The sequence below is a fragment of the Tepidimonas sp. genome, assembly GCF_029335975.1.
Lineage (GTDB): Bacteria > Pseudomonadota > Gammaproteobacteria > Burkholderiales > Burkholderiaceae_C > Tepidimonas.
The window spans coordinates 1-3527 of record NZ_JARJMT020000060.1 but is presented as its reverse complement, the minus strand read 5'-3'; the positions used below and the strand labels follow the sequence as shown (position 1 = coordinate 3527).

4 protein-coding genes are annotated in these 3527 nt (G+C 64.2%); 1 reads left to right on the top strand and 3 read right to left on the bottom strand.

Going from position 1 to position 3527, the window contains the following annotated elements; all coding sequences use genetic code 11:
- On the top strand, positions 1-865 hold an 865-nt coding region (locus P3W97_RS03215), incomplete at its 5' end, for a porin (protein WP_300843728.1).
- A gap of 116 nt (positions 866-981) precedes the next feature.
- Here P3W97_RS03215 and phhA read toward each other — a convergent pair.
- The 3 genes from phhA to hppD are packed head-to-tail and all read right to left on the bottom strand — an operon-like array spanning position 982 to position 3296.
- Positions 982-1872 (bottom strand): phenylalanine 4-monooxygenase, encoded by an 891-nt coding sequence (phhA, locus tag P3W97_RS03210; protein ID WP_300843726.1) that lies wholly within the window; start codon positions 1870-1872, stop codon positions 982-984.
- Positions 1856-2173, bottom strand: a complete 318-nt coding sequence (locus P3W97_RS03205; RefSeq protein ID WP_300843724.1) for a 4a-hydroxytetrahydrobiopterin dehydratase — start codon at positions 2171-2173, stop codon at positions 1856-1858. The genes phhA and P3W97_RS03205 overlap by 17 nt, the downstream gene beginning before the upstream one ends.
- Positions 2174-2192: 19 nt before the next feature.
- Positions 2193-3296, bottom strand: coding sequence for a 4-hydroxyphenylpyruvate dioxygenase (gene hppD, locus P3W97_RS03200; protein ID WP_300843722.1), 1104 nt, complete (start codon positions 3294-3296; stop codon positions 2193-2195).
- Between the last annotated feature and the right edge of the window lie 231 nt (positions 3297-3527).

Genomic DNA, 3527 nt, shown 5'->3' with positions numbered 1-3527 from the left:
GTTCGGCGTGGCCGACTTGGTCGTGCACAAGGACAAGAAAGTCTCCACCCAACTGACCAGCGGCGGTGTCTCCACCAGCCGTTGGGGTCTCAAGGGAACGGAAGATCTGGGGGGTGGTCTGAAGGCTGGCTTCCTGTTCGAGCAAAGGATTGCTCTCGACGACGGCGCTGCCGGCCCAGGCTTCGATCGCCAGACCTATTTGAGCCTGGCGGGCGGCTTTGGTGAGGTCAGGCTGGGCAAAATTTGGACGGCCTATGACGATGTCGCCGGAGCCACCGATGCGGCCTTCAACGCCAATGTCTTGGGCCCAGTCAACTTGATTTTCCAAAGCCAGTACGACTACAGCGCCAACCCGAACAACGGTTTCTATTACGCGTCGCCGTCGTTTGGGGGCTTTAGCGCTGCGTTCAGTACCAATCTGCGCGAAGGGTTTGCCAAACGCCGTGTGTCGGCTTTCAACATCCAGTACGAAGGCGGCCCGCTGTATGCCGCGCTGGGCTATCAGGACGACGAGCCGAAAATCGAGAAGTACACCCGCATCGGTGTGTCCTACGATTTGGGTGTGGCCAAGCTGCTGGGCAGCTACGGCCGCGCCAAGAATGCGGATATCGACGAATGGTCGATCGGCGCGGATGTGCCGGTGGCAACCAACCTGGTGGTTTCGGTTGGCTATGCGCAGAGCAAGCAAGACGGCGGCAAGGCAGAGCGTGGTTGGAGCGTGGCGGCGGCGTATGCCCTGTCCAAGCGGACCACGGCGTATGCCGGCTTCTTCGATGCCAACGCCGCAGCCGTCACAGGCCGCGCTGGTAACCTCGCGGATACGCCAGACAGTCGTTTTGGCATTGGCCTGAAGCACACGTTCTGACCAGCGGCCGCCAGGCCTGACTGGGTCAGATCATCGAGCCGCCAGAGTCTCTGGCGGCTTTTTTATGGGTGATGTTGGAATACCCCGTGCGCCGCTGTACCCGGTGGGCGGCGGCGTCAAACCCGCTGCCCACCGCTGCCGGTGGTCACTGCCATCCCCCGGCTGATCACCATGTCGGTGGGTAGTACCGCGTCGGCCGGCAGGGGGTCCAGTTGGCCCACCTGTTCATAAAGCGGGGCAAAGTCGATTTCGGCCAGCCGCAGCAGGTCGTCCAGGCGGTCGAGCACGAAGTAGGTTTGCTGGAAGTCATCGATGCGGTAGCGGGTGCGCATCACCCGCGCCAGATCAAAGCCCAGGCGGTGGGGCGAGGGGGATTCCAGGCAAAAGCGGCTTTCGGATGCCGAGGACACGATGCCAGCGCCATAGATGCGCAGCGCGCCGTTTTCTTGCACCAAGCCAAACTCCACCGTGTACCAGTACACCCGGGCCAGCATGTCCAGCGCTCCCAGCCGTTGCGCGCGCAGGCCGCCGTGTCCGTAGGCTTGGATGAAGTCCGCCATGACCGGGTGCATCAGCATCGGCACATGGCCAAACACGTCGTGGAAGACGTCGGGCTCCTGCAGATAGTCCAACTGGTCGGCGCGGCGAATGAATTGCCCGGCCGGAAAGCGCCGGTGGGCCAGGTGCCCGAAAAACACGTCGTCCGGCACCAACCCCGGCACGGCGACCACCTGCCAGCCGGTGTGGCGCATCAGCACCTCGGATAGTCGCTCGAAGTCCGGAATGCGGTCGGGCTCGATGGGCAGGCGGCGCAGGCCATCGACGAAGGCGTCGCACGCCCGGCCGGGCAGCAGCGCCGTTTGGCGCCGGTACAGGGTGGCCCAGGTGGCGTGTTCCTGTGGGGTGTAGGCAGCCCAGTTTTGCGGGATGGTCCAGTCCGGGCTGTCCGGGCGGCCGGCTTCGCCCGCAGCCAGGCCGTGCAGATGGGGTTCAGGGCTTGCGCTCATCGACCGCCCCCATAGCCGGGGCGGTCGCATCGACCCAGTGCGCAAACGCGATGTCGCGCTCGGTCAGCCCCCCGGCATCGTGCGTGAAAAACAGAATGTCCACCCGGTTGTAGACGTTGAACCACTCCGGATGGTGGTTGCGGCGCTCAGCCTCCAGGGCGGCGCGGGTCATGAAGCCGAAGGCCGCGTTGAAGTCCGCAAAACGCAGCGCGCGCCGGATGGCGTGCCGTTCGGCGTCGAACGTCCAGGCGGGCAACTGGGCCAGGGCGGCTTGCAGGGCGGGGCCTTCGAGCTTGGTCATGGGGCTTTCCTTCTGGGGGTCAGGCCGCGGTGGTCTCCACCTTCAGGGTGCCGCGGCGGATTTGGTCGCGCTCCAGGCTTTCGAACAGGGCTTTGAAGTTGCCCTCGCCAAAACCTTGGTCGTTTTTGCGCTGGATGAACTCGAAGAACACTGGCCCGAGCACCGGCCGGCTGAAGATTTGCAGCAACAGGCGCTTCTCACCGCCAGCGGTGGAGCCGTCGAGCAGGATCCCGCGCGCCTGCAGCTCGGCCACGGGTTCGCCATGGCCGGGCAGGCGCTCTTCGAGCATGTCGTAGTAGATATCGTTGGGCGCGCTCATCAGCGGCACGCCAGCCATCTGCAGGGCGTCTACGCTGGCCAGCAGGTCGTCTGTCAGCAACGCGATGTGCTGGATGCCCTCGCCGTTGAACTGCATCAGGAACTCCTCGATCTGGCCGTTGCCGCCAGAGCCCCCTTCCTCGTTGAGCGGGATGCGGATCAGGCCGTCTGGCGCGGTCATGGCGCGGCTCTTGAGGCCGGTGTATTCGCCTTGGATATCGAAGTAGCGGATTTCGCGGAAGTTGAACAGGCGCTCGTAAAACTGCGCCCAGTAGGCCATGCGTCCGCGGTAGACGTTGTGCGTGAGGTGGTCGATGACCTGAAAGCCATGTCCCGCAGGGTGGCGGCTGGCCGGGTCCTCGAAGCCGGGCAGAAACTCGAAGTCGATGTCGTAGATGCTTTTGCCGTCCTCGTAGCGGTCGATCAGATACAGCGGCGCGCCGCCGATACCCTTGATCGCGGGCAGGCGCAGCTCCATCGGGCCGGTGGGGATGTCGATGGGCTGTGCCCCCAGCTCCAGCGCACGGTAGTAGGCCCGGTGAGCGTCCTTCACGCGGAAGGCCAATCCACAGGCGCTGGGCCCGTGCTCCTGCGCAAAGTAGTCGGCCTGGCTGCGCGGCTCGCGGTTGAGGATGAAGTTGATCTGCCCTTGCCGCCACAGCTCCACATCTTTGGAGCGGTGGCGCGCGATGCGGGTAAAGCCCAGCGCCTGAAACAGCGGCTCCAGCACGTTGGGGGCGGGCGCGGCGAATTCGACGAACTCGAATCCGCACAACCCCATGGGGTTGTCGAAGAGGTCGGGCACGGTCACGACTCCTATAGCGGTATTGGAGACTGAAAGCATATGTCCACGTGACTGCAATGGGCTTGCATTTCGACCCCCGGTAAACCCGCATTGGCGCAAGGTCGTTGCGGGTTTCGGGGCATACTTGGATGAATATCCGACTCAGGAGAGCCCCATGCCGCCCAGCCCTTCCATCGACGCAGTGGATCGCCGCATCCTGGCCCGCTTGCAGGAGGACGGGCGCATCACCAA